The sequence below is a fragment of the Isoptericola sp. NPDC056605 genome, from assembly GCF_042792795.1.
In the GTDB taxonomy this organism is placed as follows: domain Bacteria; phylum Actinomycetota; class Actinomycetes; order Actinomycetales; family Cellulomonadaceae; genus Isoptericola.
Window position 1 is genome coordinate 36,922 of record NZ_JBHTVT010000026.1, and the last position, 24,878, is coordinate 61,799.

22 protein-coding genes and 1 tRNA gene are annotated in these 24,878 nt (G+C 76.1%); 9 read left to right on the forward strand and 14 right to left on the reverse strand.

Going from position 1 to position 24,878, the window contains the following annotated elements; all coding sequences use genetic code 11:
• Positions 1-37 precede the first annotated feature (37 nt).
• Positions 38-289 carry a DUF5703 family protein gene (locus tag ACFQ8Y_RS20180; protein ID WP_430551837.1) on the forward strand — a complete coding sequence of 84 codons (252 nt, stop codon included), beginning with the start codon at positions 38-40 and terminating at the stop codon, positions 287-289.
• A gap of 45 nt (positions 290-334) precedes the next feature.
• Positions 335-1,120 carry a fructosamine kinase family protein gene (locus ACFQ8Y_RS20185; protein WP_430586544.1) on the forward strand — a complete coding sequence of 262 codons (786 nt, stop codon included), beginning with the start codon at positions 335-337 and terminating at the stop codon, positions 1,118-1,120.
• 25 nt (positions 1,121-1,145) lie between these two features.
• Here ACFQ8Y_RS20185 and ACFQ8Y_RS20190 read toward each other — a convergent pair whose 3' ends face one another.
• On the reverse strand, positions 1,146-2,513 hold the full coding sequence (locus tag ACFQ8Y_RS20190) for a M20/M25/M40 family metallo-hydrolase (protein ID WP_430586545.1): 1,368 nt from the start codon (positions 2,511-2,513) through the stop codon (positions 1,146-1,148).
• A gap of 112 nt (positions 2,514-2,625) precedes the next feature.
• Here ACFQ8Y_RS20190 and ACFQ8Y_RS20195 point away from each other — a divergent pair, with 112 nt between their 5' ends.
• Positions 2,626-3,924 (forward strand): lytic polysaccharide monooxygenase, encoded by a 1,299-nt coding sequence (locus tag ACFQ8Y_RS20195; protein WP_430586546.1) that lies wholly within the window; start codon positions 2,626-2,628, stop codon positions 3,922-3,924.
• A 38-nt stretch (positions 3,925-3,962) separates the two neighbouring features.
• Here the strand turns inward: ACFQ8Y_RS20195 and ACFQ8Y_RS20200 are convergent, their stop codons facing one another.
• The 6 genes from ACFQ8Y_RS20200 to ACFQ8Y_RS20225 all read right to left on the reverse strand — a co-directional run bounded on the left by ACFQ8Y_RS20200 (position 3,963) and on the right by ACFQ8Y_RS20225 (position 11,011).
• The gene (locus ACFQ8Y_RS20200) at positions 3,963-5,594 is read right to left on the reverse strand and encodes an ABC-F family ATP-binding cassette domain-containing protein (protein WP_430586547.1); all 1,632 of its coding nucleotides are present in this window, start codon (positions 5,592-5,594) and stop codon (positions 3,963-3,965) included.
• Positions 5,595-5,799: 205 nt separating this feature from the next.
• Entirely contained in the window at positions 5,800-6,777 is a 978-nt protein-coding gene (locus ACFQ8Y_RS20205; RefSeq protein ID WP_430586548.1) for an NAD-dependent epimerase/dehydratase family protein, read from the reverse strand.
• Complete coding sequence (locus tag ACFQ8Y_RS20210) at positions 6,774-7,697, reverse strand: bile acid:sodium symporter family protein (protein WP_430586549.1); 924 nt, start codon at positions 7,695-7,697, stop codon at positions 6,774-6,776. Before ACFQ8Y_RS20210 ends, ACFQ8Y_RS20205 begins: the two co-directional genes overlap by 4 nt.
• A complete protein-coding gene (locus ACFQ8Y_RS20215; protein WP_430586550.1) occupies positions 7,694-9,082 on the reverse strand; it encodes a flavin-containing monooxygenase in 1,389 nt (462 codons plus the stop codon). The genes ACFQ8Y_RS20210 and ACFQ8Y_RS20215 overlap by 4 nt, the downstream gene beginning before the upstream one ends.
• Positions 9,083-9,185: 103 nt before the next feature.
• On the reverse strand, positions 9,186-9,788 hold the full coding sequence (locus ACFQ8Y_RS20220) for a GNAT family N-acetyltransferase (protein WP_430551829.1): 603 nt from the start codon (positions 9,786-9,788) through the stop codon (positions 9,186-9,188).
• A gap of 38 nt (positions 9,789-9,826) precedes the next feature.
• Positions 9,827-11,011, reverse strand: a complete 1,185-nt coding sequence (locus ACFQ8Y_RS20225; RefSeq protein ID WP_430551828.1) for an AI-2E family transporter — start codon at positions 11,009-11,011, stop codon at positions 9,827-9,829.
• Between the two features lie 180 nt (positions 11,012-11,191).
• On the opposite strand from ACFQ8Y_RS20225, the gene ACFQ8Y_RS20230 reads away from it, so the two are divergent.
• Positions 11,192-12,046, forward strand: a complete 855-nt coding sequence (locus ACFQ8Y_RS20230) for a hypothetical protein (protein WP_430563738.1) — start codon at positions 11,192-11,194, stop codon at positions 12,044-12,046.
• A gap of 71 nt (positions 12,047-12,117) precedes the next feature.
• Here ACFQ8Y_RS20230 and ACFQ8Y_RS20235 read toward each other — a convergent pair.
• Positions 12,118-12,202: transfer RNA gene (locus tag ACFQ8Y_RS20235), tRNA-Leu, on the reverse strand.
• 160 nt (positions 12,203-12,362) lie between these two features.
• On the opposite strand from ACFQ8Y_RS20235, the gene ACFQ8Y_RS20240 reads away from it, so the two are divergent.
• On the forward strand, positions 12,363-13,247 hold the full coding sequence (locus tag ACFQ8Y_RS20240; RefSeq protein ID WP_430586551.1) for a metal-dependent hydrolase: 885 nt from the start codon (positions 12,363-12,365) through the stop codon (positions 13,245-13,247).
• A gap of 14 nt (positions 13,248-13,261) precedes the next feature.
• Here ACFQ8Y_RS20240 and ACFQ8Y_RS20245 read toward each other — a convergent pair whose 3' ends face one another.
• A complete protein-coding gene (locus ACFQ8Y_RS20245) occupies positions 13,262-14,212 on the reverse strand; it encodes an MBL fold metallo-hydrolase (protein ID WP_430586552.1) in 951 nt (316 codons plus the stop codon).
• 218 nt (positions 14,213-14,430) lie between these two features.
• Between ACFQ8Y_RS20245 and ACFQ8Y_RS20250 the strand changes: the two genes are divergently transcribed.
• On the forward strand, positions 14,431-15,348 hold the full coding sequence (locus ACFQ8Y_RS20250; RefSeq protein ID WP_430586553.1) for a serine protein kinase RIO: 918 nt from the start codon (positions 14,431-14,433) through the stop codon (positions 15,346-15,348).
• Positions 15,349-15,357: 9 nt separating this feature from the next.
• Here the strand turns inward: ACFQ8Y_RS20250 and ACFQ8Y_RS20255 are convergent, their stop codons facing one another.
• The gene (locus ACFQ8Y_RS20255) at positions 15,358-16,032 is read right to left on the reverse strand and encodes a hypothetical protein (protein ID WP_430586554.1); all 675 of its coding nucleotides are present in this window, start codon (positions 16,030-16,032) and stop codon (positions 15,358-15,360) included.
• 35 nt (positions 16,033-16,067) lie between these two features.
• Between ACFQ8Y_RS20255 and ACFQ8Y_RS20260 the strand changes: the two genes are divergently transcribed.
• The 3 genes from ACFQ8Y_RS20260 to ACFQ8Y_RS20270 all read left to right on the forward strand — a co-directional run bounded on the left by ACFQ8Y_RS20260 (position 16,068) and on the right by ACFQ8Y_RS20270 (position 17,647).
• Positions 16,068-16,466 carry a hypothetical protein gene (locus ACFQ8Y_RS20260; RefSeq protein ID WP_430551822.1) on the forward strand — a complete coding sequence of 133 codons (399 nt, stop codon included), beginning with the start codon at positions 16,068-16,070 and terminating at the stop codon, positions 16,464-16,466.
• Positions 16,467-16,538: 72 nt separating this feature from the next.
• Positions 16,539-17,186 carry an SRPBCC family protein gene (locus ACFQ8Y_RS20265; RefSeq protein ID WP_430586555.1) on the forward strand — a complete coding sequence of 216 codons (648 nt, stop codon included), beginning with the start codon at positions 16,539-16,541 and terminating at the stop codon, positions 17,184-17,186.
• Complete coding sequence (locus ACFQ8Y_RS20270) at positions 17,186-17,647, forward strand: ArsR/SmtB family transcription factor (protein ID WP_430586556.1); 462 nt, start codon at positions 17,186-17,188, stop codon at positions 17,645-17,647. Before ACFQ8Y_RS20265 ends, ACFQ8Y_RS20270 begins: the two co-directional genes overlap by 1 nt.
• A 25-nt stretch (positions 17,648-17,672) precedes the next feature.
• Here the strand turns inward: ACFQ8Y_RS20270 and ACFQ8Y_RS20275 are convergent, their stop codons facing one another.
• Genes ACFQ8Y_RS20275 through ACFQ8Y_RS20290 form a run of 4 tightly spaced genes read right to left on the reverse strand, consistent with a single transcriptional unit; the run spans position 17,673 to position 24,682 of the window.
• Entirely contained in the window at positions 17,673-18,278 is a 606-nt protein-coding gene (locus ACFQ8Y_RS20275) for a GNAT family N-acetyltransferase (RefSeq protein WP_430586557.1), read from the reverse strand.
• Positions 18,279-18,328: 50 nt separating this feature from the next.
• Positions 18,329-22,141 (reverse strand): error-prone DNA polymerase, encoded by a 3,813-nt coding sequence (locus ACFQ8Y_RS20280; RefSeq protein WP_430586558.1) that lies wholly within the window; start codon positions 22,139-22,141, stop codon positions 18,329-18,331.
• The gene (locus ACFQ8Y_RS20285; RefSeq protein ID WP_430586559.1) at positions 22,134-23,864 is read right to left on the reverse strand and encodes a DNA polymerase Y family protein; all 1,731 of its coding nucleotides are present in this window, start codon (positions 23,862-23,864) and stop codon (positions 22,134-22,136) included. Before ACFQ8Y_RS20285 ends, ACFQ8Y_RS20280 begins: the two co-directional genes overlap by 8 nt.
• Positions 23,864-24,682, reverse strand: coding sequence for a hypothetical protein (locus ACFQ8Y_RS20290; protein ID WP_430586560.1), 819 nt, complete (start codon positions 24,680-24,682; stop codon positions 23,864-23,866). The genes ACFQ8Y_RS20285 and ACFQ8Y_RS20290 overlap by 1 nt, the downstream gene beginning before the upstream one ends.
• Positions 24,683-24,878 lie beyond the last annotated feature (196 nt).

The window sequence follows — 24,878 nt, forward strand, 5'->3', positions numbered from 1 at the left end:
CGAAAACCGCCCGCCAGCACTTCGGGAGGAACAGCGGATGGCTTCGATCCCGTCGACGTCGCAGGCAGACGCGCGCCCCGGCGCGCCGTCCGCCTGGCGCAAGCACGGACAGTACGAGTACCGCGTGCTGACCATCGACCGGGGCACCAGCGTCCCGGACGCGCGCAAGATGCTCACCGAGGAGGCCGAGTACGGCCGGTGGGAGCTGGCGCGCACCCGCCTCTACATCGGCGGCGAGCGCCGGGTGTGGCTGCGTCGCAAGATCATCAAGGTCAGCGCCACCTTCTGACCGGCCGGCACGTCAGCACGCATGCCAGGACGCAGGTCAGGACGTATGGCCGACGCCTTCCGCAAGTCGCGGGCGCACGCGCCGCCGGGGTTCTTCGCCACCGAGGCGGCCGGGCTCCGCTGGCTCACCGTGCCGGGCGGCCCGCGGGTCGCCCGGGTGCTGGAGCACGGAGCGGAGCACCTCGACCTGGAGCGCGTCGACCCGGCGCGCCCCACGCCCGACGCCGCGCGCGACCTGGGCCGTCGCCTCGCCGTGCTGCACCGAGCGGGCGCCGCCGGGTTCGGCGTCCTTCCGCCCGGCGCGGGGCGCGGGTACTTCGGTCCGCTCGACGACCCCCTGCCCCTGGTGGCGGGGACCTGGGGCGACTGGCCCGCGTTCTACGCGCACGCCCGGCTCCGGCCCGTCGTCGCGCAGGGCCGGGAGCGAGGCGTGCTCACCGCGCAGGACGCGGCCGCCGTCGAGCGGGTGTGCGGTCGGCTCGGCGTCCTCGCGGGCCCCGCGGCGCGAGAGGCGCCGGCCCGCGTGCACGGCGACCTCTGGTCCGGGAACGTGCTGTGGTCGCAGGGCCCGGGAGGCTCCGCCGAGGCGGTGCTCATCGACCCGGCCGCCCACGGCGGGCACCGGGAGGCCGACCTCGCCATGCTGGCGCTCTTCGGGGCGCCGCACCTCGACGCGGTCCTCGCGGGCTACGAGGCCGCGTGGCCCCTCGCCCCCGGGTGGCGCGAGCGGGTCCCGCTGCACCAGCTGTACCCGCTCGCGGTGCACGCCGTGCTCTTCGGCGGCGGGTACGTCGAGCAGACGCGCCACCTGCTCGCCCGGCTGGGCGGTTGACGGGGACGTCCGACGGCGACGCCGCTCAGCAGTCGCGCAGCAGGCGGTCCAGCACGCGCGTGCCGAAGCGCAGCGAGTCGACCGGCACCCGCTCGTCGACGCCGTGGAACATCCCGGAGAAGTCGAGGTCGGCGGGCAGGCGCAGCGGGGCGAAGCCGTACCCGGTGATGCCGAGCCGCGACAGCGACTTGTTGTCGGTGCCGCCCGAGAGCGTGTACGGCAGCACCGCGGCCCCCGGGTCCTCGGCGAGGAGGGAGGCGACCATCGAGTCCACGAGGTCGCCGGAGAACGGCACCTCGAGCGCGGTGTCCTGGTGGATCGGCTCGACGCGCACGGCGGGACCGGCGAGCTCGCGCAGCGTCGCCATCCCCTCCTCCTCGTGGCCGGGCAGGAGGCGCACGTCGACGGTGGCCTCGGCCCGCCCGGGGATGACGTTCGCCTTGTAGCCCGCGTCCAGCTGCGTGGGGTTGGACGTGTGCCGCACCGTGGCGCCCACGAACTTCGCGGCCGGGCCCAGCGCCGCGACGAGCGCGTCCACGGCGGCGGGGTCCTCGCCGTCGAACCGCAGCCCCGTGAGGTCGGAGACCCCGCGCAGCAGCTTCTCCACCGTCGGGGTCAGCGTGTACGGCCACGGGTGCTGCCCGATCCGCGCGACCGCCGCGGCGAGCTCGGTCACGGCGTTCTCGGCGTTCACCTGGGAGCCGTGGCCGGCCCGGCCGTCGGCCACGAGCCGGAGCCAGGCGAGGCCCTTCTCCGCCGTCTGCAGCAGGTAGGCACGCCGCCCGCCGACCTCGACGGAGAAGCCGCCCACCTCGCTGATCGCCTCGGTGGCGCCCTCGAAGAGCTCGGGCCGTTGCCGCACGGCCCACTGCGCGCCGCGCACGCCGCCGGCCTCCTCGTCGGCGAAGAAGGCGACGACGACGTCGCGCGCCGGGCGGCGGCCCTCCCGGACCATCTGCCGCACGACGGACAGGATCATCGCGTCCATGTCCTTCATGTCCACCGCGCCGCGGCCCCACAGGAGCCCGTCGATCTCCTCGCCGCCGAACGGGTCGACGGACCAGTCGTCGGCCGCGGCCGGCACCACGTCCGTGTGCCCGTGCAGCACCAGCGCGGGCCGGCTCGGGTCCGTGCCCTCGAGCCGCGTCACGACCGACGTGCGGCCGGGCTCCGACTCGAACAGCTCCACCTCGAGCCCCACCTCGGTGAGCAGCCCGGCGACGAGCTCCGCCGCCCGTCGCTCCCCCGGCCCCTCGCCGTTGCCGTAGTTGGAGGTGTCGATCCGCAGCAGGTCACGACAGATGCCCACCACCTCCTGCTCGGCGGAGGGGTGCGCGGACGGGGGCGTCGTGGGAGGCGTGCTCGGGCGCGGGGCGAGGGGCTGGGACGTCACCCCGACACCGTACCGGCGCCCGTGCGCGAAACGTTTAGCCGGGGTGACGCCGTCCGCACCGTGGACCACCGTCGTGCCCACGCACCCACGGACCTCGAGGAGGAGGACCATCATGCGAAGACTCGCGGCATCCCTCGCGGCAGCCGTGCTCGCCGCCGTCGGCGTCGTCGCCGTCGTCGGCCAGCCCGCCGCCGCCCACGGGGCGGAGGTGTTCCCCGGTTCCCGGCAGTACCTGTGCTGGGTGGACGCCCAGACCCCGAACGGACAGCTCGACCCGAGCAACCCCGCGTGCGCCGACGCGCTCGCCGAGAGCGGACCGAACGCCTACTACAACTGGTTCGGCAACCTGGACTCGAACGGCGCCGGCCGCACCGAGGGGTACATCCCCGACGGCACCATCTGCTCCGGCGGCGACCGGGGACCGTACGACTTCTCCGCGTTCAACGCGCCGCGCACCGACTGGCCGACGACGCACCTCACCGCGGGCGCCACGTACGAGTTCCAGCACAACAACTGGGCCGAGCACCCGGGCCGGTTCGACGTCTACGTGACGAGGGAGGGCTTCGACCCGACCCAGCCGCTCGGGTGGGCGGACCTCGAGCTGGTCGACTCCGTGACGGACCCGCCGGACACCGGCGGCCCGGGAGGCGACAACTACTACTACTGGGACGTCACCCTGCCCGCCGACCGCACCGGGAGCCACGTCGTCTTCACGCACTGGGTGCGCTCGGACAGCAGCGAGAACTTCTACAGCTGCTCGGACGTGGAGTTCGACGGCGGCGACGGGGAGGTCAGCGGCATCGGCGACGACACCGGGCCCGTGGACCCGCCCGCCTGCCCGGACGAGGCCCCGGGAGTCCCCGGCGAGGTCATGGCCCACGACGTGCGGGCCACCCGGGCGCACCTCATGTGGGGCGTCTCCCGTACCGGCTGCGTGACGGGCTACGACGTGCTCGACGCCGCCACGGGCGAGGTCCTCGCGGCGACCGACGAGTCACCCATGGTCGACCTCACCGGGCTGGACCCCGGCTCGACCTACGAGGTGACGGTGCGGGCCCGCAACGACAACACCGGGGCGGTGTCCGACCCCACGCCGACGGCCTCCTTCACCACGACGACCGACGACGGCGGGACGACCGACGGCGCGTGCACCGCGGCCTACACCACGACGAGCTCGTGGTCCGGCGGCTACCAGGGCCAGATCGTCGTCACCGCCGGCGACGCCGACCTGGCGACGTGGGAGGTCGACGCCGCCGGCATCACCTCCACGAACATGTGGGGCGGCGAGCTGGCGGGCGGCGTCGTCACCCCGGTGGCGTGGACCGCGCACGTCGGCGCGGGCCAGAGCGTGACGGTCGGCTTCGTCGGGGCCGGCCAGGCGCCGGGCGACGGAGCCCTCCCCTGCTCCTGACCGGCCGGACGGACGGCTGACGGACGCTCGCCGGGCGGCTACGACCGCCGCTCGGCGAGCGTCCCGTCCGCGGCCAGCACCAGCTCGGCGTCGAGTCCGAGCCGGTCGAGGAACGCCCGGTCGTGGCTCACCACCAGCAGCGCGCCCCGGTACGCGGCGAGCGCCTGCACCAGCTGGTCCGTGCTGGCGATGTCGAGGTTGTTCGTGGGCTCGTCGAGGACCAGCAGCTGGGCGGGCGGGTCGGCCAGCAGCAGCCGCGCGAGGGTGACGCGGAACCGCTCGCCGCCCGACAGCGTCGCGACCGGGCGGCCCACCTGGTCGCCGCGCACGAGGAACCGCGCCAGCCGGTTGCGCAGCTCCCCGGGCGCGACGTCCGGCGCGCCGGTCCGCACGGCGTCGAGCACCGTCTGGTCGTCGTCGAGCACGTCGAGCCGCTGCGGCAGGTAGCCGACCCGGTCGGTGAGCGCGTCGGCGACCGCCCCCGTGCCGACGTCGGTGCCCCCGGGCGCGACCCCGACGAGCCGCTCCAGCAGCGTCGTCTTGCCGACGCCGTTGGGGCCGGTCAGCGCCACGCGCTCCGGCCCGGCGAGCACGACCTCGCGTCCGTCCGTGCCGCGCAGGACGGCGAGGCGCCGGCCCGCGGGCACGTCCGGGTCGGGCAGGTCGACGACGATGCGGTCGTCGGCGCGCACGGAGAGCTCCGCGGCCTCGACCGCGGCCCGGGCGTCGGACTCCTTCCCGGCGGCCTGGCCGCGGCGGGCTGCCTGCGACTTCTCCGCGGAGTTGCGCCGGTCGTTGATCGCCGCCTTGACGTAGCGGCGCTCCACGACGTCCTTGCGGCCCCGGCGCTCGGAGTGGGCGATGCGCTCCTCGGCCTTGATCCGCTCCCGCTTCTCGCGGCGCAGGACCTGCTCGGCGTCGCGCAGGGCGGCCCGCGCCGCCTCCTGCTGCGCCGCCAGGTGCTCCTCGTACTGCGCGTACGTGCCGCCGTAGGTGGTGAGGGAGCCGGTGCGCAGCTCCGCGGTCTCGTCGACCAGCTCGAGCAGCTCCCGGTCGTGCGAGACGACGACGAGCGCGCCGCGCCACGTGCGCACGATCTCGTGCAGCCGTTCGCGGGCGGCGCCGTCGAGGTTGTTGGTCGGCTCGTCCAGGAGCGCGACGTCCGCGCCGCGCAGCCGCACACCGGTGACGGCGACGAGCATCGCCTCGCCGCCCGAGAGGGTGCCGACCGGGCGGTCGAGCACGCCGTCGCCGGACGGCAGCCCCGTGCCGGCGAGCTCGGCGTGGGCGCGTTCCTCGACGTCCCAGCCGTCGCCGACGACGTCGAAGAGCGCGGCGAGGCGGTCCTCGGGCACCTCGCCGGCGGTGATGGCGCGCACCGCGTCGACGACGTCGCGCACGCCGAGCAGGTCCGCGACCGTGGCGTCCGTGTCGAGGGTGAGGCGCTGCGGCAGGTAGTCCGCGACGCCGGACACGGTGATCGACCCGGACGTCGGTCGCAGGCGCCCGGCGACGAGGCGCAGCAGGGTGGACTTCCCCGCGCCGTTGAGACCGACGAGGCCGGTGCGGCCGCGGGAGAAGGCGCCGGACACGCCGGCGATCGGGGTGGCCCCGTCGGGCCAGGAGAAGGTGACGTCCTGCAGGACGACGGAGGGATGGGTAGCGGGCACGGAGGACTCCAGCGGTGCGGGAACGGCGGACGGCGGGTGCGTCGACGCCGCTCCTCGGGCCGGCACTCGAGCGTGCTGGCGGCGGGGAGCCTCGGGGTCGACGCGCTAGGCGGTCGTCCGGATGCCCGTCATCGCTGTGGTGCGCCTCTCGTCCTGGAGCCGTCCCCTCTCACACGCGGCGGAGGCCGCGGGGACGGCGTCGATGCTACCCGACCTCCGCACGGGGGCCACCTGTTTCCGGCTCCGGCGTGCCCCGGCCGCGCACCCAGGTGTCGAACGCCTCGCGCGACGTCAGCCGCGGCTCGTACAGCTCGGCCTTGAGCCGGGAGTTGTCGAGCACCGGCCGGTAGCGCAGGAACCCGACGCGCTCCGGCCCGTGCACCGTGAGGCGCAGGGCGTGCCCGACGCGCAGCGCGGCGGCGAGCGCCCACGCCGGGACGTCCAGCGTGGGCCGGCCGAGGCGCGCCGCGATGTCGGCCACGGTCATCGCGCCGTCGCCGCACACGTTGAACGTGCCCGTGGTCGCCCCGGTCGCGCCGGCGACCACCGCGCCGGTGACGTCGTCGACCCACGCGAAGACGAACGGGCTCTCCGCGCCGCGCACCCGCAGCAGCCTGCGCGTCTCCCACAGGGCCGTGATCTGGTTGTCGACGCCGGGGCCGAGGATCGTCCCGATGCGCAGCACCACCTGGCCCAGGCCCGGGTGGTCGGCGCGGTACCGCGCGAGCATCTCCTCGACCTCGCGCTTGTGGCGCGAGTACGTGAACTCCTCGTTGCCGCGCACCGGGTCGGCCTCGGTCAGCGGCACCCGGTTGTCCGCGTGGTAGCCGTAGGCCGCTCCCGAGGACGAGATCACCACCCGGTGGACCCCGGCCGCCACGCAGGCGTCGAGGACGTTCCGGGTGCCGTCGACGTCGACGGCCCGCTCGGTCGCGGCGTCGAGGGTGCCCGGGTTCACGATGGCCGCGAGGTGCACCACCGTGTCGACGTCGTGCGCGTCGATCACCCGGCGCACCGAGGCGAGGTCCGTGACGTCGAGCCGCTCCCACGCGGCGCCGTCGGGCACCCGGGCCTCGCGCAGGTCGCCGGCGACGACGTGCGCGACGTCGTCGTGCGCCGCGAGGGCCGCCACCGCGTGCGACCCGAGGAACCCGGCGCCGCCGGTGACCAGGACGCGCCTCATGCCGCCACCTCCGTGCGGGCCGCGCGGGCCCGGGTCCGGCGCGCCCAGACGGTCGCCAGCGCCAGCCCGGCCACGATGTCCCAGACGCCCCACCAGCCGGCGACGACGGCCATGCCGCCCAGCCCGCCGAAGAACGTGAACACGAGGCCGAGCCCGAGACCCGCGTTGCGGATGCCGACCTCGAACGTGACCGCCTTGACCTCCCGCGCCCCGAGGCGGCCCGCCCTCCCGGCGAGGTACCCCAGGCCCAGGGCGGCGGCGTCGTGCAGGAACACGGCCAGCAGGACCACGCCGATGGAGGCGACGAAGACCGCGAAGTTGCCCGCGAGCGCCGCGACGATGAAGCCGACGAGCGCCACGAGGCTCACCCAGCGCACCGGGCGGTGCACCCGCGCGGCGAGCGCGGGCCAGCGCGTGCGCACGAGCATCCCGACGGCGAACGGCACCCCGATGACCAGGAGGATCTCGAGCAGCATCTGTCCCGCGTCCAGGCGCACGTCGGTGAGGATCGCGCCCGCCGTCGGGTGCAGCGACCCCCACAGGGCGAGGTTGAGCGGCATCGCGACGATGTAGATCGCGTTCCCGACGGCGGTGAGCGAGACCGACAGCGCCACGTTGCCGCCCGAGCGGTGCGTCAGCACCTGGGACACGTTCCCGGGCGGGCAGCACGCGACGAGGATCATGCCGAGCGCGACCGACGCCTGCACGTCGAGCAGCAGCGTGAGCCCGAAGGTCACGGCGGGGAGCGCGACGAGCTGCGCGACCAGCGCCAGCACGGCCGCCCGCGGCGCGCGGCGCAGCGCCCGGAAGTCCGCGGGCGACGTGTCGAGCGCGATGCCGAGCATGATGAGGCCGAGCACGAGGTCGAGGGCGACCATCGACCCGGGCGCGAAGCGGACGGCGACGTCGTCGATGTTCACGCCGTGCCCTCCCCGGACGGCGCGGGGGCCAGCTCGGCCGCGAGCCGCCGCACCGTGCGGCGGTAGGCGTCCTTGTTCACGTAGTAGCTCATCCGCTCCAGCCCGAGGTAGCGGTAGCCGCCGGTCAGGTCCGGCCACGGCTCGGTCAGGCGCCGTCGGAAGCGCACGGCCCGCGCGCGGGCGGCGGTGTCGCCGCCGGTGCCGGCCGCCTCGGCCGCGAGGTAGCGCGCCACCAGCTCGGCCTGCTCGGCGCGGCCCTGCCAGCCGATGCCGGACGCCTCGAGCATCCCGACGACGAACAGTCCGTTGCCCGACGGCGGCACGATGTTGCAGAACAGCCGCGGCGCCGTGCCCGAGCCGGGGCCGGACCAGGCCAGGTGGCGCGGGTCCAGGAACGGGTAGTCGAGCCGGTAGCCGGTGGCGAGCAGCACGAGGTCGTAGTCGTCGCTGCTGCCGTCGGCGAAGTGCACCGTCCGGCCCTCGCACCGGTCGACGTCGGCCCGCACGCGCAGGTCGCCCTGCCCGGCGTGCTGCAGCACGAGGGAGTTCACCACGGGGTGCGACTCGTAGATCCTGTGGTCCGGCTCGGGGAAGCCGAAGCGGCGCGGGTCCCCGTTGAGGAGTCGCAGGAGACGGGAGTCGACGGCCTGCTTGATCCGGGCGGGCAGCGGCCGGCCCTGGTTGAGCGTGTCGGTCGGTCGGCCCAGCAGGTAGCGCGGCACGAACCAGTAGCCACGCCGCACCGACAGGTCGACCGACGCGGCGCGGTGGACGGCGTCCACGGCGATGTCGCAGCCGGAGTTGCCGCCCCCGACGACGAGGACCCGCCTGCCCTCGAGCACGTCCGCGCTCTTGTACGCGCTCGAGTGCAGCACCTCGCCGGCGAACTCCCCGGGGAGGGTCGGCACGTTCGGCTCGGCGAGCGTGCCGTTCGCGACGACGACGTGCGAGTACGTGCGCTCGACGGCTCCGGCCGTCGGCTCCGGCGCCGGGCCGGCGGGCTCGGACCGCACCACCCAGCCGCTGCGGCCGGTGTCGTCGCCGTCGGCCGGCACGACCGCGGTCACGCGCGTGCCGAAGCGGAAGCGCTCCCGCAGCCCGAACTCGTCCGCGTAGGCGCGGAAGTAGCGCAGCAGCTCGCGGTGGCTCGGGTAGTCGGCCGCGGAGTCCATCGGCAGCTCGTCGAACTGCGTCGTGGTGCGCGAGGAGATGAGGTGCGCGGACTCGTAGACGGTCGAGCGCGGGTTGTCGATGTCCCACAGCCCGCCGACGTCCGTGTGGGCCTCGTACCCGTCGAAGGCGAGCCCGGCGCGGTCCAGCGCCCGCGCGGCGGCCAGGCCCGACGGCCCCGCACCGATCACCGCGACCCGTCGTTCCAGCCCCATCGCCAGCCTCCATGCTCCCGGCGCGCGCCGTGCGTGCCTCGATCCGCGCCCTTGCGCGCAGGGAGCATACGGTCCGGGGACGAGCGCGCCCAAAGCCGACCGGTCAGGCGGCCGACGAGGCCTCCGCGGGCCACGGCTCGTTCGGCTCGCGCGGGTCGCCCGGGACGTACGACGCCACCCAGGAATCCTGCAGCACGCCCCGCTGCGCGCCGAAACGACGGAGCAGCCCCTCGTAGCGGAAGCCGAGCTTCCAGGCGACACGACGTGACGCCCAGTTGCCCACGTTCGCGCGCCAGCGCACGACACCGAGGCCGAGGCCCTCCGGGTCGACGGCCCAGTCGACCACGAGCCGTGCCGCATCGGTGATCAGCCCCCGGCCCCTGGCGTCCGGGGCGCACCAGAAGCCCAGCTCGCCCGCGGGCTGCACGCCCGGCGCGCCCTCCCGCGAGATCCCGACCATCGCCAGCACGGGGGTGTCGGAAGCCCCTGGCGCGCGGACCGCCCAGGTGAAGTCCTTCTCCTCGGCCCAGCCGTCGGCGACGAACCTGTCGACGAACCCGACCGCGTCGTCGCGCGTGTACGGCGACGGCACCGTGGTCCACCGCGCGATCGCGGGGTCCGCGCAGATGTCGGCGATGCGGTCGACGTCGGCGGAGGTCGGGACGGACAGGCGGACGCGGTCGGTGGCGAGGACGAACGGCTCCATCGGGGCATCGTGGCACGCCGGGCCCGACGGCTTCATCGCTATTTGTCCGGGGTCTCCTCGGATCCCTCGGTGGCCCCGCCTGCCGCGGCGGCGTCCGGCGACGCGAGGATCGGGGCCACGGCGAGCGGCCTGTCGCCCGGCCCGGGCGGCTCGTCGAGCTCGGGGTGCGGCCGGTCGCCCCGCAGCGTCGAGAACACGGTCCACGCGACCGCCATGAGCGGGACCGCGATGATCGCGCCGAGGATCCCGGCCAGCACGGTGCCGGCGGTGACCCCGAGGCCGATGACCAGCGGGTGCAGGGCCACCTGCTTGCCCATGATGAGCGGCTGCAGCACGTGCCCCTCGAGCTGCCCGATGAGCGCGATGCCGATCGTGACGATGAGCGCCGTGACGAACCCGTTGGCCGCGAGCGCGACGACGGCCGCGATGATCATCGCCAGCGGCGCGCCGATCAGCGGGATGAACGCACCGATGAAGACCAGCACGGCCAGGGGGGCCGCGAGCGGCACCCCGAGAATCGTCAGCAGGATGAACGCCAGGACGCCGTCGACGAAGGCGATGATCACGGTGCCGCGCGCGTAGCCGGAGAAGCTGTACCAGCCGGCCCCCGCGGCGGCCTGCCACCGGGTGCGGTGCTCCTCCGGGATCTGGCCCAGGAACCAGCGCCACATCTTGCCGCCCGACGCGACGAAGAAGACCGTGCAGAAGATCGACAGGGCGAAGATGGCGAAGCCCTCGAAGACCGAGCCCGCGCTCTGCGCCGCCTGGCTGACCAGCGAGTCGGCGTTGTCGGCGACCCACTGCCGGCCCTGGTCGATCCACTCGTTGATCTGGTCGCCGGTCACGGACAGCCCGAACGGCCCGCTCTCCACGTACTGGAGGATCTGCTGCACGCCGGTGTCGAACTGGCCGGCGAGGTTCTCCCACTGCCCGGCCACGGAGGCGACGACGTACGTGAGGAGGCCGCCGAGCACGAGGAACGCGCTGAGGATCGCGAGCGCGGTGGCAAGCGGGCGCGGCATGACCTTGGCGTAGAAGTCCGCGACGGGGTTGAGCACCGACGCGAACACCAGCCCGAGGAAGACCGCCACGAAGACGAGCTGCACCTGCACCGTCGCCCAGAACACGAGCGCGACCGCCGCGGTCAGGGCGATGAGCCTCCACGACCAGCCGGCCGACGTCCGCAGCCAGGCCGGGACGTTCTCGCTCGTGCGCTTCGCCACCCGTGCGCTCCTCTCGCCGATCGTCCGCCCAGTCTGCCGCACGGCGCCCGCCCGTCGTGGGAGGACGACGCGTGCCGCCCGCCCGGGTGAATTCTTCCCGCCCGACCGGTGGCCCGGTGCGCGAGCGCCGCCGTCGCCGGACCATGGACGCACGTCGCCCGGCGACAGGAGGAGCCCACCATGACCGGGACGTCCCCGCAGCCTCACAGCATCCTCGACCCGTCGGCGCCGTCGGCGCCGTCGGCGCCGACGTCCGCGCCGGTGCCCGCGTACGACGCCGAGACGCTCGCAGCCGTCCTCGCCGTCCTGCCCGACGTCGACGCGGTCGAGCTGAAGCTCACCGTGCCCGGTGCGGACCATCGCCGCGTGCTGGACCGGCTCGGGATCGACGCGCTCGACGCGACGATCCGCCAGGTCGCGTTCCTCGACACGCCCGCGCTCGACCTGTCCGCCGCCGGGCTCGTCGTCCGCGCCCGGCGCACGCAGCGCAAGGCCGGCGACGTCACCGCGAAGGTGCGGCCGATGCTGCCGGCGGACGTCCCCGGCCGCGCGCGGCGGGCCGACGGCTTCAAGGTCGAGGTGGACGCGTCGCCGGCCGGGTTCACCTGCTCGTGCTCGTCCACGCGCCGGCTCCCCGACGACGACGTCCGCGCCCTGCTGGACGACGTCGGTCGCCTGCCCGGCCTGCTCGACCGGACGCAGCTCTCTCTGCTCGAGCCGCGCCTCCCGGCCGGCGTCGGGTTCGACGACCTGCGCGTGCTGGGCCCCGTCACCCTGCTCAAGGCCCGGTTCGCGCCCGCGGGGCTGCCCCGGCCCATGACCGCCGAGCTGTGGTTCCTGCCCGACGGCGACCGCATCCTCGAGCTGTCGGCCAAGGCGGCGCCGGCCGCGGCGTTCCAGGCTGCGGCGGAGACGAAGGTGTTCCTCGCGAGCCAGGGCGTCGACCTCGGTGCGCCCCAGGAGACCAAGACCCGTGCGGCTCTCGCGGCCTACGCCACACGGGTCGGGACCACACGGGTCGGGACGGTGAGATGAGCGCGTGCCCGGGCACGAAAAAGCCCCCGGGTTGTGGACCCCGGGGGCTGGTTCGTCGCTGTCTCAACGAGTGTCCGGAGGGGGACTTGAACCCCCACGCCCGATAAAGGGCACTAGCACCTCAAGCTAGCGCGTCTGCCATTCCGCCACCCGGACGAGTGGACCTCGACAGCGCCTCAGCGCCGTCTCGGTGCGGGGAAAAACATAGCACGGCGAGGGCGGCCTCTCGCAAACCGCGACGCCCGTCCCTGGTCACAGGCTCGCGCGTCGGTGCCGACGTGTAGCGTCCTGCCCGGCCCGGACCAACCGGTCAAGGGTGAGGAACGGGACGACGGCGGCGAACCGGCAGCCGTGGACGGGAGCGCCGCAGGTCATGATGGGTGGGCACCACGCCGCGTCGGGAGCGGCCGCCTGGGTCGCCGTCACGTCGACGGCGCCGTTCGCGTTCGGCTGGCACCCGGTCTCCGAGGTCGGGGTGATGACCGGCGCGCTGGTCTGCGCGGGCGCCGCGCTGCTGCCCGACGCCGATCACCACAGCGGCACCATCGCGCACTCGCTCCCCCCTGTCTCCGAGGGCGTCACCAAGCTCGTCGCGACCGTGTCCGGCGGGCACCGCAACGGCACCCACTCCATCCTCGGCATCGCCGTCTTCACCGCGATCGCGTGGGTGATGGGCATGGTCTCGATCAGCACGGAGACGTTCGGCGAGGTCCTGGTCGGCCCCGGCGTCATGGCCGTCCTGCTCATCGCGTTCGCGCTGCGCGCCTGGAAGGTCACCGGCGGCAAGCGCTGGTGGACCTGGACGCTGTCGCTGCTCCTCGCCGCGTGCGTGGCCGTCTTCGCCCCCGAGGAGTGGAACTGGATGCCGCTCGCCGTCGCCCTCGGTTGCACGGTGCACGTGCTCGGAGACCTCGTCACCACCGCGGGCGTCCCCCTCCTGTGGCCGCTGAAGTTCCGCTCCCCCTACTGGGTCCGGCGCTACCGGGTGCTGCCCTTCGACGACGTGTGGCGCGACGGCGGCAACCTCTCGCTGCCGATCCTCGGCGACGCCGGGTCGTGGCGGGAGTGGCTCGTCATGACGCCGGTCAGCCTCTACGCGGTCGTCGGCGTGGCCTGGGCCGCCCTGGGACAGATGGGCTTCGACACCCAGCCGGTCTGGGAGCAGGTCACGGCCGCCTGGGCCGGCACCTTCGGCGGCTGACCGGCACGCCCGCGTCAGCGCGCCAGCGCGGCACGCAGCCTGCGGTCCTCCTCCGCGGCCCCCGGCAGCGCCAGCCGCGGGTCGTCGACGGCGTGGCCCGCCAGCACCGCGTCGAGGTAGCGGCGGTCGGCGTCGAGGCGAGCCACCGCGTCCGCCGTCGGCGTCCCGTGCCCCGGTACGACGACGGCGCACCGGGCGGCGTACGGCGCGAGCCGGTCCAGCCCGGCGAGGTAGCGCTCGACGTCGCGCACCGCGCTGCCCTCTGTGCTCGCCTCCGTGCTCACCTCCGAGCCCGCCACCGAGCCCGCCACCGAGCCCGCCTCCGTGTTCGCCACCGTGCTCGCCACAGTGCCGCCGCCCGCGATCTCGTCGAGCGGCAGCGGGAGCTCGACGTCGCTCAGCACGTCCCCCGCCACCAGCACGCGGCTGCGGGGCAGCCAGAGCGCGCCGTGCCCGGGGGCGTGGCCGTCGTGGACCACGAGCTCGGTGGGCGGCAGGACACCGTCCGGGTCGGGGACGCCACGCTCGCCCGCCGGGACGGGCGCGACGCGCCCCAGGAGGTCGAGCACCTCGGCCGGGTGCCCGGCTCCCCCGTACCTCCCGGCGTCGGCGCGCGCCTCCGTCAGCAGCCGTGGACGCTCCCGCCGAGCGACCAGCGCCGCTGGCGCCGTCGCCCAGCGCGGCACCTCGGGGCCGAGACGCGGGTGCCACAGGAGGTGGTCGTGGTGGGCGTGCGTCGAGTACCCGGCGACGAGCCGGCCGCCCCGGGCGCTCGTCTCGTCGGCGACCGCCACGAGCTCGTCGGCCTCCCACGCCGGGTCGACCAGGAGCGCCGCGCGACCGTTGTCGACGACGCCGCCCCCGGGAGCGAGCACCAGGGTGGTCGTGGTGCGCAGCCGCCGGGCGGTGCGGACCAGGACGTCCTCGACGCCCGGGACACCCTCCACGACCGGTACGAACCCCATCCCCGCACCCTACGGACGAAAAAGACGTGGACCGCCGCGGGCGGCCCCTGCCATGCTCCCCGCAGGCGGCACGCGATCGGCGCGGGCCCGCACGTGAAGGAGGGCAGACCGATGGACGACGTCGTCTCGCGCGCCCTCCCGGAGGCTCTCCGGCGGGCGGACACCACCCGATCCTGAGGGGCCGCGCCCGAGCTCCTCGACCTGAGCAGGAGTCTCGCGTGCACCAGCACACCCCCTCGACCTTCCCCTTCTCCCCCGCCTCATCCTCCGGTTCCTTCGAGGCAGACCTCGGCGTCGAGCTCCCCGTGGAGCCCGGCCCCGACCAACGGTGGTCCACCTGGACCGCCGTCACCAAGGGCCAACGCGGCCCCGAGCCCCGTCCCGACTGGGTCGTCACCGCCGACGCCGCGCTCGACACCGAGCTCGGCGTGCTCAAGACCGGCAAGGAGGCGGACGTCTTCCTCGTCGAGCGCGCCGTGCCCGACGACCCGACCCGTCGCAGCCTGCTGGCCGCCAAGCGGTACCGCGGTCGCGACCACCGCCAGTTCCACCGGGACGGCGAGTACACCGACGGGCGGCGCGTGCGCCGCACCCGCGACCAGCGCGCCATCGAGGACCGCAAGTCCTCGTGGGGCAAGGCCGTCGCCGCGACCCAGTGGGCGGACGCCGAGTTCCTCGCCCTGTCCCGCCTGTGGGACGCCGGCGCCCCCGTGCCCTACCCCGTGCAGATCGACGGCACCGAGCTGCTGCTCGAGTTCGTCGGCCGGGAGTCGGCGGACGGCACGGTCGAGGCCGCGCCGCGCCTCGCCCGCACCCGCCCCGACCCGTCGCTCCTCGCCGACTGGTTCGAGCAGCTGCGGCACGGGATGGGCGTCATCGCACGGCTCGGGTGGGCGCACGGCGACCTGTCGCCGTACAACATCCTGGTCGACGGCACCGGCGAGGACGGCACGCCGGACGACGGCGGCCGCCTCGTGATCATCGACCTGCCCCAGGTCGTGGACCTCGTGGCGAACCCGTTCGGCGCGGAGCTGCTGCACCGCGACTGCCGGAACGTGTGCACGTGGTTCGCGTCCCGCGGCCTCGACGCGGACCCGGACGTGCTGTTCGCCGATGTCTTCGCCCAGGCCTGGTGACGGCGCCCGTCAGCCGCCCGCGTCGACGGAGTTGTCCGGAGCGCCGTCGCCGGGCGGCAGGTCGCCGCGCTCCACGGTGCCGGGATCCACGGCGCCGGGATCCACGGGCGTGCCCTCGACGAGCGCGGCGAGCTCGCCGCCCGTCGGCACGTGGACGTTCCCGGCCGCCTCGCGCAGCGCCTCGTGGTCGGCGGAGCTCCCGGAGACCCGCACGAGTACGCCGTCGCGCACGACGGCGTACTCCTCCGCGTCCCCGGCCGTCCTGCGGAGCGCCCCGTCCTCCTCGACGCACGTCACGGGCCCGCCGACCTCGCCCCCGCCGACGTCCATGACCGCGACGGTCGCGCAGTCGTCCGCGGTCATCGCTCCCTCGACGGCCGAGAACATGAACGTGTGCCCGGCCCGGCCGCCGAACTGGACGGAGAAGCCGTCGGCGCCGAAGACCCCGGCGGCGGACGGCACCGCCTCGAACCCGTCAGCCGCCGTCGTCAGCACGTACTGCGGGGCGGCACCCCAGAGCTCGGCCGCCTCGGCGATCCGCTCGCCGGTCGCGGGGGCGTCCGAGACGCCGGACGACGACGGCCCGGAACCCCCGGCCGGGTCGGCGCACCCGCTCGCGGACAGGCCCACGGCCAGCAGGGCGACGACGGCGGGCGCCAGGGCTCGCGCGTGACGGCGGCTCATGGGCGCCGATCATGCCACGGGGCTACCGTGATCGGATGGCGGATCCGACGGGCTCGTACGACGGCGAGGCGCTCGCCTCCTTCCTCGCGGACCTGGGCCTGGTCCTCGGCGCGGAGGACCTCGAGGCGGTCACCGACCGCTACGACCTGCCCGCCCTCCTCGTCGACCAGGAGGGCTCGACCGTCCTCACGTCCCCCGAGGACGTGCTCGGCCTGTGGAGGCAGCGCCCGGCCGCCCCGCGGGCACGCGAGGCCGTCGCGGCGCTGCCCGAGCTCGTGGCCGTCGAGGAGGTCGGCTGGGCCCTGCTGTGGATCGAGGTCCGCTGGTCGTACCGGGACGAGCTCGCCGCCGAGATCGCCGACGAGAGGTGCCGCTACCTCCTGCGGCGCGGACGCGGGACCTTCGAGATCTGCGTCGTCGCTCCCCTGGACTGACGCCGTCCGCCGCTTCCCCCGGGCGTCGGCACATGGTTATATATAAGTGTCCGCTTATATCAAGGAGTCGCCATGACCATCACCATCGACCCGGTCGCCACCGCAGGGCTCGTGGCGCGGGAGATCCGCACCGGCGAGCGGGACGGCACGCCCACGAAGATCGCCGTCGCCCGCCGCGCCTACGCCACGGACCGTGACGACCTGTGGGACGCCGTCACCTCCGCCGCACGCATCCCCCGCTGGTTCCTCCCCGTCAGCGGCGACCTGACCGTCGGCGGGCGCTACCAGCTCGAGGGGAACGCCGGAGGCATCGTCGAGCGCTGCGACGCCCCCGCGAGCTTCGCCGTCACCTGGGAGTTCGGCGGCTCCGTCTCGTGGCTGACCGTCGCCCTGACGGACGACGGCGACAGCACCGTCCTCGAGCTCGTGCACGAGGCCGTCGTCCCCCAGGAGCTCTGGGACCAGTACGGCCCGGGCGCCACCGGCGTCGGCTGGGACCTCGGCCTCGTCGGGCTGGGGCTTCATGTCGCGGACCCGACCGGCGCGATCGACCCGAAGGCCGCGGAGGCCTGGTCGCTCTCGCCCGAGGGCGTCGCGTTCTCCCGGCTCGCCGCCGCGGGCTGGGCCGACGCCGCGATCGCCGACGGGGACGACCCGGACGTCGCCCGCGCGGCGGCCGAGCGCACGGTCGCCTTCTACACCACGGTGCCGGAGGCCTGATGCCGCGCACCGCGGCGTCGGCGGGGGCAGCCCCCGAGGCCCTGGGGGTCGCACGGCCCGCGCCGCGTGGCCCCGTCGAGGCCGTGCCGCGGGGTCCGTTCGAGGCTCTGGGCGACCCTGTGCGGCGGCGCCTGCTCGAGCTGCTCGCCGGCGGCGAGCGGCCAGCGGGCGCGCTCGTCGACGCCCTGCGCGCGGAGACCCGCATCTCGCAGCCGGCCGTCTCGCAGCACCTGCGGGTGCTGCGGGACGCGCGACTCGTCACCGTCCGGGCCGAGGGCACGCGCCGTCTCTACGCCGTCGACGACGCCGGGCTCGACGTCGTGCGCCTGTGGCTGGCGCGCTTCGACGACCCGTTCGCCCAGCCGCTCGACGCCCTCGAGACCGAGGTCGCCCGCGGCCGGCGGGCCCGACGCCGCGCCACGAGCCCCCGCGAGGAGGACGCCGCGGACAGGACGGGCTGAGCCGGCCCGTCCACGACCCGGTCGGTCAAGGGAGCAGCTCCCGGCGCATGACCCACCGCGGCAGGCGGCCGCTCGTCGCGGACGTGTCGCCGACCCGGTCGAAGCCCACGGACTCGAACAGGCCCACCGTGCCCACGAACGCCGCGCCGACCGGGACACGGCGCCCCTGCTCGGGCTCCACCGGGAACCCCTGGACGGCGTGCGCCCCGTGGTCGCGGGCGTAGTCCACGGACGCGGCCAGGAGGGCTCGGGCGACGCCGCGGCGGCGGTACCCGGGCCGGACGACGAAGCACATCACGGCCCACGTCGTCGGCCGCTCGGCGGGGTCGACGCGAGGCAGCACCCGACTGTGCTGGAGCGACGACGACGCGGACACCGGCGCGAGGCCCACCCATCCCACGACCGTCTCGTCGCCACGTCCCGGGTCGGGGAGGTGCGCGAGGAGCCCGGGTGCCGGGGTCCGGCCGGTCAGGTCGTGCAGGTGGTCGCGACGCCCGTCGGCGGGCAGCCCGCGCGGCTGGCGCCAGTGCAGGCACCAGCACGCCTGCGGCCGGCCGCGCGGGTTGAGCATCGTCACCACGTCGTCGAACCGGTCCGCCCCGGCCGGAGCGACCCGGAGCCCGGAGATCATGCCCGCCAGGCTAGGCACCGGACCGGCCCGCCGCCCGCGGGGCGTCGTCGTCACCGGAAGTCCCGCGACCGGGTGGCCACCGGCAGCCGCAGCGGCGCGAGGTGCTCCGCGAGCAGGTTGACCGCCCCGTCGGCACTCTCCACCCGGCCCCGGACCACCATCGCCGGGGCGCCGCGCGCCACGGTGCGGAAACGCCGCCACAGCCCCGCCGTGCAGATGACGTTGAGCAGGCCCGTCTCGTCCTCGAGCGACAGGAACGTCACGCCGCCCGCCGTGCCCGGGCGCTGCCGGTGCGTCACGACGCCGCCCACCGCCACCCGCCGGCCGGGCTCCGTGGCGCACACCCCGGCGACGGTGAGCACCCCCGCCCGCTCCAGCCCGTCGCGCACGTGCTCCAGCGGCGACGTCGAGCCGGGCGTGATGCCCGTGGCCCAGGCGTCGGCGACGTCCGTCTCGACCGGGGTCATGCCCGGCAGTGTCGGGGCGTCGACCCCCACGGACACTCCCGGCAACGTGCCCGGCCCCTCCTGGCCGAGCGCCCCGGCCGCCCACAGCGCCTCCCGACGTCCGGCGCCGAGGCCCTCCGTGGCCCCGGCGGTCGCGAGCGCCTCCAGCTGGGCGGTGCTGAGCCCGACCCGGCGGGCCAGGTCACGCAGGTCGCGGAACGGGCCCCGCTCCTCCCGCTCCGCGACCATCTGCTCGGCCAGGTCGTCCCCGATGCTCCGCACCGCCGACAACCCCAGCCGGACGGCCAGCGCCGGGTCGGGCGCCGGCCCGAAATCGTCATGCTCGGAAGGCGGGGACGGCGGTTCCGCCCGCGAGAGCCGAGGGAGCGGAGCGACCGAATCATTCTCGCGGGCGGAGCCGTCGTCCCCGCCTTCCGCCGAACGCTCCACGCAGGCCAGCGCGCGGGAGGCGTTGACGTCCGGCCGCAGCACCTGCACCCCGTGCCGGCGCGCGTCGGCGGCCAGCGACTGCGGCGAGTAGAACCCCATGGGCTGCGCGGCCAGGAGGCCGGCGTAGAACGCGGCGGGATGGTGCACCTTGAGCCAGGAGCTCGCGTACACGAGGTAGGCGAACGAGTAGGCGTGCGACTCGGGGAACCCGAAGTCGGCGAACGCCTTGAGCTTGTCGTAGATCTCCTCGCGCACGGCCGGGTCGTCCACCCCCTTCGCCCGCATCCCCTCCATGAGGCGCCCGCGCAGGGCCTCCATCCGCTCGACCGACCGCTTGGAGCCCATCGCCCGGCGCAGCCGGTCGGACTCGGCAGGGGTGAAGCCGGCCACGTCGATCGCCATCTGCATGAGCTGCTCCTGGAACAGCGGCACCCCCTTGGTCTTGCCGAGGGAGCTCTCCAGCAGCGGGTGCAGGTACGTCACCTTCTCCCTGCCCCGCGCCCGCTCGATGTACGGGTGCACGGAGCCGCCCTGGATGGGACCGGGCCGGATGAGCGCGACCTCGATGACGATGTCGTAGAACGTCCGCGGCTGCAGGCGCGGCAGGGTGGCCATCTGGGCGCGCGACTCCACCTGGAACACCCCGACCGTGTCGGCGGCGCACAGCAGGTCGTAGACCGCCGGGTCGTCGTCGGGCAGGCCGTGCAGCGTGAGCCTCTCGCCGGTGTGCGCCTCGATCGAGTCGAACGCGTACCGGATGGCGGTGAGCATCCCCAGACCCAGCAGGTCGAACTTCACCAGCCCGGCGTCCGCGCAGTCCTCCTTGTCCCACTGCAGCACCGTGCGCCCCTCCATCCGCGCCCACTCCACGGGGCAGACCTCGATCACCGGGCGGTCGCACATGACCATCCCGCCGGAGTGGATGCCCAGGTGGCGCGGCAGGCGCAGCATGCGCTCGGCCAGGTCGAGCACCGGGCCGGGGATCTGCCCCTCCTCCTGCGCCGACGGGGGGCGCTGCGCGGGCACGACGTCGTGGGCGTCGTCGGCGCGGAGCACCTCGCCCTCGTCCGTCGCGAGCGGGTCCACGACCCGCCGGCGGCCCTCGTCGCCGTCGGGCCGGGGGCCCTGCCGGTGGCCGAGCGTCGGCGACCAGTCGCGGCGGCCGCGCCCCGGCTGGTGACCCGCGTGCGGGCGGTCGGCGCGGCCCCCGCCCTGTCCGCCCTGTCCGAGCTGTCCGAGCTGTCCGAGCTGTCCGTCCGGGAGCGTCTCCGCCGGCCCCCACAGCGCGGCCACGCGCGCGTCCTTGGCCGCCGTCCGGTTCTCCGGTGCGCCCGCCGCCGCCCGCGCGGCCCCGGCCGCGGCGTCGGCCGCCGGGCTGGCCGGGTCCGGCCCGCGCAGCGACCCCCAGCGCTCGATGGACTTGCTCCAGGCGTCCTGCTGCCCGACGTCGTAGCCGAGCGCGCGGGCCGCGTCGCGCACGGCCGATCGCGGCCGGTAGGAGATGACGTTCGCGACCTGCGCCGCGTGCGTGCGCCCGAACGTCGCGTAGACGTGCTGGATGACCTCCTCGCGCCGTCCGGACTCGATGTCGATGTCGATGTCCGGCGGGCCGTCGCGCTCGGGCGCGAGGAAGCGCTCGAACAGCAGGCCGTGCTTCACGGCGTCGACCGCGGTGATGCCGAGCGCGTAGCAGACCGCCGAGTTGGCGGCGCTCCCGCGCCCCTGGCACAGGATGCCCTCCCGGCGGCAGAACTCCACGAGGTCGTAGACGACGAGGAAGTACCCGGGGAAGGTCAGCTCCTCGATGACGCGCAGCTCGTGGTCGATCTGCGCCCAGGCGCGCTCGTCGCCGGGGACGCCGGGGGCGGGGCGCGGCCCGTACCGGTCGGTGGCGCCCCGCCGCACCAGCTCGCGCAGCCAGCTGGCCTCGTCGTGCCCGTCCGGCACCGGGTAGGGGGGCAGGTCCGGCGCCACCAGGCGCAGGTCGAAGGCGCACTCCGCCGCGAGCCCCGCCGCCGTGGAGACGGCCCGCGGGTGGCGCCGGTGCAGCGCCCGCATCTCGGCGGCCGAGCGCAGGTGCGCGACCGGGGCACCGGGCAGCCAGCCGTCCAGGCCGTCCAGCGAGGAGCGCGCCCGCACGGCGGCGAGCGCGCCCGCCAGGTCGGCGTCGCGCGGGCGGGCGTAGTGCGCGTTCGCGGTCGCGACGACCGGCAGGCGCGCGTCGTGGGCCAGGCCGACGAGCGCGTCGTGCAGGTCGGCGTCCCGCGGGTCCCCGGTCGCGGTCAGCTCGACGGCCACGTTGTCGCGGCCGAACGTGGCGGCCAGCAGGTCGAGCTCGCGCCGCGCCGCGTCGACGCCGCCCGCGGGGGCGGTGAGCGCGCGCCGGACGGCCCCCTTGCGGCACCCGGTGAGCACGAGCCACTCCCCGCCCGCCTCGGCCCCGAGGCCCTCGAGGTCGTACCGGGCCTTGCCCTTGACCCCCGCGTCCAGGTGGGCGGTCGCGATCGCGCGGGACAGGTTGCGGTAGCCCTGGTCGCCGCGCGCCAGCACCAGCAGGTGGGTGGCGCGCGGGTCGGGGACGCCGGTGGGCGGGTCGAGCACCGGCCGGCTCCCGGCCGTGCCCGGCGCCGCGCCGGGGGTCACGGGAGCCGGCAGGTGCAGCTCGGCCCCGAAGACCGTGGGCAGCCCCACCTTCCGCGCGGCCTCCGCGAAGCGCACCACCCCGTACAGCCCGTCGTGGTCGGTCAGGGCCAGCGCCTCCAGCCCGAGGCGCGCGCCCTCGGCCACCAGCTCCTCCGGGTGGGACGCGCCGTCGAGGAAGCTGAACGCCGAGTGGGCGTGCAGCTCGGCGTACCCGCCGGTCGTCCGCTCAGTCGTCGCCCTCTGCTGACCGAGACTGCGGTTCCGCTCCTGGCGCGCACCTCGTCCCTCGGCCCCCACCCTCCGCTGCACCTCCGCCTCAGTCATAGAACGCCTCCACCTGCCACACGCCGCCGGTCTGCGCCAGCAGCAGCGCCCGCCCGTCGTCGAGCACCGCCTGCAGGTAGACGCGGCGCGCGCCCCCGCCCCCGGACCACCAGCGCTCGGCGAGCGGCCAGGGACCCGCCCATCCCGTCACCGCGACCGGCCCCCTGCTCCCGCCCGTGTCCCCGCACGCGACGGCGGCGGGCTCGCCGCTCATCGCGAGCCGGGCGTCCACGACGACGTCGTGCCCCGCGGCGTCGAGCACCCGAGCGGGCACCGGGTCGTCTGGCAGCCCGGCGGGCGCGGGGCTGGGCAGGGCGCCCGGCCAGGGCAGCCCGGGGTCGCGACCCGCGCCCCCCTCCGTGCCGAAGGGCACGAGCCGCACCCGGTCGCGGGGCCCGCGGCCGCCCTGCAGCTCCACCGTGAGCACAGCGTGCCCGCCGAGCAGGCCCTGCACCCGCCCGAGCGCCCGCCGGGCACGTTCCCCCTCGCCCGCGTCCGCGCCCCACAGGCCCGGCTGGTGGGTGGTCGCCGGGACGACGTCCTCCGCCGCCAGCGCCAGGTGCGCGATCGGCGCGACGATCGGGTCGGCCTCACCCCCGCGCCGGGTGGACGCCGCGGTCAACCAGCCCTCGAGCTGCCACCGCACGCGGTCCGTGATCCGCGCCGCGCTCATCCCGCCGGCCGCGGCGTCGTCCGTGCGCCACACGCGCTCCAGCACGGCGCCCTCGCCGTCCCCGCCCACGGCCCCGCCGACGTCGTCCCCGCCGAGGTCGACGCCCGCCGTGCGCGCGGTGATCCGCAGCCTCCCGCAGGCCAGCCCGCGCACGGCGAGCAGGTCGTGCAGCGCGGTGGCCAGGCGGCGCGCAGCGAAGGTCGCGACGTCGACCCGCAGCGCGGGCGGGTCGAGCTCCTCCGCGACGGCCAGGTCCTCCTCGATGCGACGCCGCGCCGGCGGGCGCAGGTCGTCGCCGCGGGCCAGCCGCTGCGCCCAGGCGCCGAGGTCGCCGAACCGCGCCTGCACGCTCGCGGCGGGCAGGGCCGCCAGGTCGCCGAGGGTGCGCAGGCCGAGCCGCCACCACAGCCCGGCCGCCTCCCGGACGGCGGCCACCCCGGCCGGGTCGCAGACGGCGTGCACCAGCTCCCCCACCGGGCGGTCCGAGAGGAACGCCGCGGACCCTCCCGGGGGCACGACGGCGTCCTCGCGGGCGGCGAGCACCGCCGCGAGCAGCCCGTCGGCGACGCCCACCTGGCTCTCGTGCCCGGTGCGCGCGGCGACGGCGCCCACCAGGGCCTGCGCCAGCGCGAGCTCGGAGCCGTGGTAGCGCGCCGCCCCGCCCGCCGGCAGCAGGAGCAGCCCCGGGCGGGCCACCTCCAGGCCCGCCACCACCGTCTCGGCCGCGAGCGCCACCGGCTCGAACTCCCGCGCGTCGCGGGCGTCGTCGGCCGCCAGCAGCGCCACCTCGGGGCACCGCTCCTGCGCCTGCCGACGCCGCATCCCGCGCCGCACCCCCTGGGCGCGGGCGACGGCGGAGACGGCCACGACGGTGTGCCCCGCACCCGCCCCGCCGCCCGACCGGGCGCCGAGCACCGCCGCGGGGACGTGCGCGTCCAGGCCGGCGCCCGCCAGCGCCGCCACCACCGGCCAGTCCGGGACCCACAGCACGGCCGTCCGCGAGGTCGCCCCGGCCGGGGCCGCCCCGGACGAGGCCTTCCCGCCCGCCATCACGCCACCCGCAGCCGAGCCGGCGCTGCGGGGTCGTGCGCACCGGCGAGCACGCCGGCGCCCGGTGCCGCGCCCACCGCGTCGGGGCCGCCGACCACGCGCTCCACCCGCAGCGGCACGTCCACCTCGACCTCGACGGGCCGGGCGGCGGCCCCGCGACCGGTGCGCCGCACGCGCAGGGTGCGGCGGCGCAGCCAGCCCGCCCCGTGGTCGACGCCGGACCAGGTGCCGCCCCGCGCGTCGAGGGTGACGTGCGCGCCGGGCCACGACGCCTGCGCCACCAGCACCGCGCCCCGCTCCCGGGCGCGCGCGGCCAGGCGGCGGCGGTCGGAGTCGAGCAGGGCGGCGCCCGGGCCGACGACCACCACGTCCATCCCGTCGAGCAGCGCGGCGAGGGCCGCCGGCGCGTCCGGGCCCGGGGCGGGGACGAGCACGGTCCGCCCGAGCGCGACCCCGGCGTCCGCGGCGGCCAGCATCCCGACGCCCGGCGCCCCGACGAGCGCGACCCACGCCCCGGACCGCGACGCCTCGGCCAGCAGCGCGAGCAGGAGCGTCGTCGAGCCGCGGACGGCGAGCACCGTGCCCGCGGCCAGCCCGCCGTCGGGCAGGAGGGCCGACAACCCCGGGTGCACCGGCAGCAGGCGGCCGCCCGGCACCGTCGCGCGGCCGCCGCCGAGGCGCTCGCCGGTGCGGGGGGCGGCGCGGGGAGAGGTGCGCTGCTCCGCCGCCCGCAGCGCGGCCCGCGCGACGGCGGCCCGGTCGACCGGGCGGTCGGACAGCGGCTGGGCCGCGGTACGCGGCGGGGCGACGACCGTCACGCGACCTCCCCCCGAGCTGCGCCGGGCGACGCCCGGCGGACCACGACCAGCAACGACCAGCAACGACCAGCGACGACCGCCCGACGACGGCACGACCGCGATCACCATGTTCGAACATCTGTTCGAACACTGCCAGTAGACGTCGCGGCGGCGGCCGCTGTCAACCGCGCAGGTCGGCCGCACGGACTCCCCGCTC

Excerpts from the sequence above, each read along its gene's own strand:
- ACFQ8Y_RS20220 (WP_430551829.1), bottom strand. The coding sequence starts at position 9,788 with ATGGAGCCGTTCGTCCTCGCCACCGACCGCGTCCGCCTGTCCGTCCCG.
- ACFQ8Y_RS20185 (WP_430586544.1), top strand. The coding sequence starts at position 335 with ATGGCCGACGCCTTCCGCAAGTCGCGGGCGCACGCGCCGCCGGGGTTC.
- ACFQ8Y_RS20205 (WP_430586548.1), bottom strand. The coding sequence starts at position 6,777 with ATGAGGCGCGTCCTGGTCACCGGCGGCGCCGGGTTCCTCGGGTCGCAC.
- ACFQ8Y_RS20265 (WP_430586555.1), top strand. The coding sequence starts at position 16,539 with ATGACCATCACCATCGACCCGGTCGCCACCGCAGGGCTCGTGGCGCGG.
- ACFQ8Y_RS20180 (WP_430551837.1), top strand. The coding sequence starts at position 38 with ATGGCTTCGATCCCGTCGACGTCGCAGGCAGACGCGCGCCCCGGCGCG.
- ACFQ8Y_RS20285 (WP_430586559.1), bottom strand. The coding sequence starts at position 23,864 with ATGGCGGGCGGGAAGGCCTCGTCCGGGGCGGCCCCGGCCGGGGCGACC.
- ACFQ8Y_RS20275 (WP_430586557.1), bottom strand. The coding sequence starts at position 18,278 with ATGATCTCCGGGCTCCGGGTCGCTCCGGCCGGGGCGGACCGGTTCGAC.
- ACFQ8Y_RS20260 (WP_430551822.1), top strand. The coding sequence starts at position 16,068 with ATGGCGGATCCGACGGGCTCGTACGACGGCGAGGCGCTCGCCTCCTTC.
- ACFQ8Y_RS20255 (WP_430586554.1), bottom strand. The coding sequence starts at position 16,032 with ATGAGCCGCCGTCACGCGCGAGCCCTGGCGCCCGCCGTCGTCGCCCTG.
- ACFQ8Y_RS20280 (WP_430586558.1), bottom strand. The coding sequence starts at position 22,141 with ATGACTGAGGCGGAGGTGCAGCGGAGGGTGGGGGCCGAGGGACGAGGT.
- ACFQ8Y_RS20230 (WP_430563738.1), top strand. The coding sequence starts at position 11,192 with ATGACCGGGACGTCCCCGCAGCCTCACAGCATCCTCGACCCGTCGGCG.
- ACFQ8Y_RS20195 (WP_430586546.1), top strand. The coding sequence starts at position 2,626 with ATGCGAAGACTCGCGGCATCCCTCGCGGCAGCCGTGCTCGCCGCCGTC.
- ACFQ8Y_RS20245 (WP_430586552.1), bottom strand. The coding sequence starts at position 14,212 with ATGGGGTTCGTACCGGTCGTGGAGGGTGTCCCGGGCGTCGAGGACGTC.
- ACFQ8Y_RS20270 (WP_430586556.1), top strand. The coding sequence starts at position 17,186 with ATGCCGCGCACCGCGGCGTCGGCGGGGGCAGCCCCCGAGGCCCTGGGG.
- ACFQ8Y_RS20215 (WP_430586550.1), bottom strand. The coding sequence starts at position 9,082 with ATGGGGCTGGAACGACGGGTCGCGGTGATCGGTGCGGGGCCGTCGGGC.